Raw genomic sequence first — 4971 nt, forward strand, 5'->3', positions numbered from 1 at the left:
CGCGTAGGGCTGGTTGGGGTCGGGGTAGCCCTGCGTGGGAGCGCCGTAGGGCTGCTGGGGATCGGTGTAGCCCTGACCCTGCGGGACGTAGGGGCCCTGCCCGTAGCCGGGCTGGGTGGCGGAGCCGTCCGAGAACGATGGTTGCCCGTACGCGCCGGAATCCGGTTGCGCGGGGTTCTTGGGGTTCGGGCTGGGATCGCTCATCGTGTCCACTCCTGACGTCGGTGAGGCCAGCATAGGGAACCGGGGACAATGGCTGCATGAGTGATGCGCTGAATCCCAGGACGGTGGCCTGGGCGACGACCATGCGCGGGCATCAAGCCGGTGATGTGGTCGTGGCCCATGCGGACTCTGCCGCGCGCATCCGGCTCGGGGCACCCATCGGCCGGGAGGCGCGCGAGGAACGGGAACGGCACATCCTCGTCCCGGAGGCCGCCTTCGCGGTCGGGGCGGGGGATCGGGCGCGTCCCGAGGAACCCGACATCGAACGGACGTGCTTTGAACGCGACCGGGACCGGATCGTGCACTCGCCGGCTTTTCGCCGGCTGGCGGGCAAGACGCAGGTGGTCGTCTATCCGACCGACCATCAGCGCACCCGCCTCACCCATGCCCTCGAGGTCGCGCAGGTGGCGACCTCCCTGGCCCGTGGCGTGGGGGTCAATGCGACGCTGGCCGACGCCATGGCGCTCGGGCACGACTGCGGGCACGGTCCGGGCGGGCATGCCTCCGAGGACGCCTTCGACGCCTTCCTTCCGGGCGGGTACGACCACGGCCCCTGGGGTGCAGACGTCGTCTTGGCGCCCCTGAACCTGTGCCGGGAGACCCTCGACGGGATCCGGAACCACTCCTGGTCGCGGCCCGCGCCGCACAGCATCGAGGGCGAGTTGGTGAGCTGGGCCGATCGGATCGCCTACTGCGCTCATGACCTGGAGGACGCCGTTCACGCCGGCATCGTGGACCCGGCCACCCTGCCCCGGGAGATCACCGCCGTGGTGGGGGCGACCCGCCGCGAACAACTGGCGTCCTTCATCCGCTCCATCATCGCCACTGTCGCCGAGACCGGCGTGGTGGGGATGTCCGGCGACGCGGGCGCGGCGCTCGCCGCGATGCGCCGCTTCAACTATGAGCGCATCTATACCCGGCCCGACTCGGTGGCGCAGTCCAACGCCGTCATCGGCGTCCTGCGCGGGCTGGTGGAGTTCTACGCCGAACACCCCGACGCCATGCCTCCCGACTATCGGCAGGAGGCCGAAGCCGATCCGGTGGTGACCGCCGTCACCTACGTCGGGGGCATGACCGACCGGTTCGCGTTCGACACCGCGGAGAACCTGCTGGGCTGGGATCCGGATCGCCTGCCGGCCGGGATCGGTCGCGGCGCCTGAGGCGTCCCCGCAGGTGGCGCCGGACTACACTGCCGGGCATGGCCGGCCTGATCCATCCCGAGGACCTGGAGACGGTCCGCGAGCGGTCCCGGATCGAGGACGTGGTCGGATCGTTCGTCCAGTTGCGTCCCGCCGGGGGTGGCGCCCTGGTCGGGCTGTGTCCCTTCCACGACGAGAAGACGCCGAGTTTCCGGGTGACCCCCAGCAAGGGGTTCTATTACTGCTTCGGGTGCGGCGAGGGCGGCGACGTCATCAGCTTCGTGCAGAAGATCAACAACATGGGCTTCACCGAGTCGGTGGAGTTCCTGGCCGACCGGGTCGGCTTGCAGTTGCGTTACACCGAGGGCGACGGGGCGCCACGGCATGAACCGGGCCTGCGGATGCGCGTCCTGGAGGCCAACCAGCTCGCCGCCGAGTTCTTCGCCAAGCACCTGAGCAGCGCGGATGCGGTGCAGGGGCGGGTGTTCCTGGATGATCGCGGGTTCACCCGCGAGCATGCGGAGCACTTCGGCATCGGGTTCGCGCCGCGGGGAGGTCGCGATCTCCTCAACCATTTGCTGGACAAGAAGTTCAGCAAGGACGACCTGGTCAAGGCCGGGTTGGTGCGGGAAGCCGGCTGGGACTTCTTCCAGGGACGTCTGGTCTGGCCGATCCGCGACGCCGGCCGCTCGACGCTCGGCTTCGGTGCGCGTCGGATCTTCGACGACGACCGCATGCCGGCCAAGTACCTCAACACCCCCGAGACGCTGGTCTACAAGAAGGGCCACGTGCTGTACGGGCTGGATCTGGCCCGCCAGAACATCGGCAAGAAGAACCAGGCGGTCGTCGTCGAGGGCTACACCGATGTGATGGCCTGTCACATCGCGGGTGTCGACACGGCCGTCGCCTCGTGTGGGACGGCGTTCGGAGCGGACCACAGCCGCATGATCGCCCGGCTCATGACGAGCGACTCCCTGGCCGGAGAGGTGGTGTTCACCTTCGATGGGGACGCCGCGGGCCAGGCGGCTGCGCTGAAGGTGTTCTCCTCGGATGCGACGTTCTCGGCGCAGACGTATGTGGCGATCGAGCCGGGCGGGATGGACCCCTGCGAGGTGCGGATCAGCGGCGGTGACGCCGCGGTGCGTGAGCTTGTGGCCCGGCGCATCCCCTTGTACCGCTACGTGATGAAGAACACCTTGGAGCGGTTCGACCTGGACCGCGCCGACGGCAGGCTGGCGGCCGTCCGGGCGGCCGCGCCGTTGGTGGCCAGCGTCCGCGACGTGGGTCTGGTCTCGGGGTACATCCGTGAACTCGCGGGTCTGGTCGGGATGAACCCCGACGAGGTGCGTTCGGAAGTCCAACGGGCCAACCGGCGTACGGTCCCGGCGGAGCAGCGTTCGGTGACGGTCAGTCGGCAGGAGCCGGCTCCCTCCGAGCAGGTCGCGATGGTTCCGCTTCCTGACCCCGAGGATCGCCGGCTGGCGACCGAGCGGGGGGTGCTGAAGGTGTTGCTGCAGCAACCCGGCTTGTTTCCACCGGATTGGGGAGGCATCGAGGCGGGCGACTTCGATCATCCGGCCTACCGGCTGGTCTTCGAGACGCTGTCTTCCACCAGCCGCGGCGAGGCCGGGTTCGGGCAGCGGGTCGTGGCGGCGCTCGCCGACCCGGTGGCCGCGCAGTTGGCGGTCGCCCTCTGCGTCGAACCGCTGCTGGCTGAGCCGACGGCCACCTACGCCCGCGAGTACGCCGCCCGACTGCGGCTGGCGCGGGTCCTGCGCGAGATCGGCGACCTGAAATCTCGGCTGCAACGCACCAACCCGGTGGAGGAGCAGGCGTCCTACAACAAGATGTTCGCCCAGCTCCTGGAGTTGGAGACGCGGCGCCGAGCATTGCAGGCCATGGCCGTCGGCGATCCGGCGTGAACGCAACCACCTGACCTTTATCGGTGTTGTCCGGATGCGGACCGGGGATAGCGCTCGGACCGGTCGCAGTTGCCCCGCCGGGCGCGCAGGCTGCCGTCATGACGACATCGCATCGAATCGGTGGCCCCGTGTTGACTCCACAGCAGGAGGCGGACCTCTCCCGTCGCATCGAGGCCGGGCTCGTGGCCGATGCTGTGGCGGCCGGCATGTTCGCCGCTGCCGCAGGAGCCACACCGGAGGAACTGGCTCGCCTGTCGGCGCAAGGTCGAGCGGCCTTCGCGGAACTGGTGGAGCGAAACCTGGCCCTGGTGGGTTTCGTGGTCGCCCCGATTGCGCGAGCGACCGGGCTGGACCGTGACGAGCTGGCGCAGGAAGGGCGCGTGGGGCTGGTGGAGGCCGCATGGCGGTTTGATCCGACTCGAGGCTCGTTCGCGAGCTGCGCTATCCCGTGGATCAGGATGCGTGCCTGGGATGAGGCGGTGACGGCTCACGGCTCGCTCGGCATGCCGCCGCGTCGGGCCCGCCAGTGGCGACGCGCCCTCGCGATCCGAGACGCGTTGGCGAGCGGAATGGCGCGGGCCCCACGCCTCGACGAGGTCGCTGCCCAGACGGGGGAGTCCGAGGCGGTGGTGCGGTCCCTGCTGGCCTTCCGACCCGCCTGCCGCCTCACGCCTGAGCACGAGGAGGCGGTCACGGCCGCGGAGCCGCGTGAGGTGGCGGCGCTGGACGTCTCAGGGATGCTGGCGCGGCTGTCGCCGATCCAGCGTCGGATCCTGGTCCTGCGGCACGGCCTGGGAGGGGAGGAGATGTTATCCACCGCCCGGATCGCGGACGTCCTGCGGTGCAGCCCTTCCACGGTTCGGCGTTACGAGCAGGCCGCCCTCACCCTGCTGCGGGGCGCCGGCGAGGGGGCGCTGGCGGCCTGAGGCCTGGGAGGGTCAGGCACAATGGGGGCGTGAAGCTGTTCTCGCGCAAAGGCAAAGCCCCCGACGCTCTCGTCGCCAGCACCGACGCACATGTGGGCGGATCGGCGCGCATCCTGGCCTGGGCTCAGACCGAGGACGGCTACGTGGTGGCGCTTCCGGATCGGATGCTGATCCTCCGGACTGGGGGGCCCACCGAGGAACTGGGCTGGCACGACATTCTCCACGGGGGGTTCACCGAGGACGGGGATCTGCGGTGGGAGCGGATGTCGACGGGGGACGAGGGCCAGGAACACCTCACCGACCCACAGAGCTTCCCGGAGACCTTCCGGGAGAGGGTGGAGTCGACGTTCCTGCTGCAGCAGGTCGTCACCCCGTTCCCGGGGCGGCACGTGACGATCAGCGCACGGCGCAACCTCATGGATCCGACCGAACGCGTCATGTGGACCGCTCACCCGGCACGGGGCACCCACATGGACGGCGAGATCCTCGCCTATACCGAAGTGGAGTTGGCGCGGCTGCGGGCCGAGTATGCGTTCTAGCTGAGGGTTTGCTAGAGTTTCTTCTCGCGTCGAGCGATCCCCTGTAGCTCAATTGGCAGAGCATCTGACTGTTAATCAGAGGGTTACTGGTTCGAGTCCAGTCGGGGGAGCCACGCACAGGCCAGGTCCATTGAGGATCTGGCCTGTGGCATCTCAGGGCCGTCGCAACTCACCCGTGCAGCAGGCTCATCCAGTTCGCGGGGACCGTGCCCTCCGGGCCCGG

At 69.4% G+C, this 4971-nt stretch carries 4 protein-coding genes, 1 tRNA gene and 1 pseudogene; 5 read left to right on the forward strand and 1 reads right to left on the reverse strand.

What is annotated here, in order from left to right; genetic code table 11:
• Positions 1-204 (reverse strand): annotated as a pseudogene (locus tag V7E09_RS14335) (hypothetical protein); the annotation flags it as partial.
• Between the two features lie 101 nt (positions 205-305).
• Here V7E09_RS14335 and V7E09_RS14340 point away from each other — a divergent pair.
• The 5 genes from V7E09_RS14340 to V7E09_RS14360 all read left to right on the forward strand — a co-directional run bounded on the left by V7E09_RS14340 (position 306) and on the right by V7E09_RS14360 (position 4861).
• Complete coding sequence (locus V7E09_RS14340) at positions 306-1382, forward strand: HD domain-containing protein (protein ID WP_442956898.1); 1077 nt, start codon at positions 306-308, stop codon at positions 1380-1382.
• Positions 1383-1420: 38 nt separating this feature from the next.
• Positions 1421-3283 carry a DNA primase gene (gene dnaG, locus V7E09_RS14345; protein WP_324523589.1) on the forward strand — a complete coding sequence of 621 codons (1863 nt, stop codon included), beginning with the start codon at positions 1421-1423 and terminating at the stop codon, positions 3281-3283.
• A 128-nt stretch (positions 3284-3411) separates the two neighbouring features.
• Positions 3412-4209 carry a sigma-70 family RNA polymerase sigma factor gene (locus V7E09_RS14350; RefSeq protein ID WP_324523590.1) on the forward strand — a complete coding sequence of 266 codons (798 nt, stop codon included), beginning with the start codon at positions 3412-3414 and terminating at the stop codon, positions 4207-4209.
• A gap of 29 nt (positions 4210-4238) precedes the next feature.
• A complete protein-coding gene (locus V7E09_RS14355; protein ID WP_324511883.1) occupies positions 4239-4748 on the forward strand; it encodes a hypothetical protein in 510 nt (169 codons plus the stop codon).
• Between the two features lie 37 nt (positions 4749-4785).
• A tRNA-Asn gene (locus V7E09_RS14360) sits at positions 4786-4861 on the forward strand.
• Positions 4862-4971 lie beyond the last annotated feature (110 nt).

Origin of the sequence: Propioniciclava sp., from assembly GCF_036744435.1 — a bacterium.
Taxonomy (GTDB): Bacteria; Actinomycetota; Actinomycetes; order Propionibacteriales; family Propionibacteriaceae; genus Propioniciclava.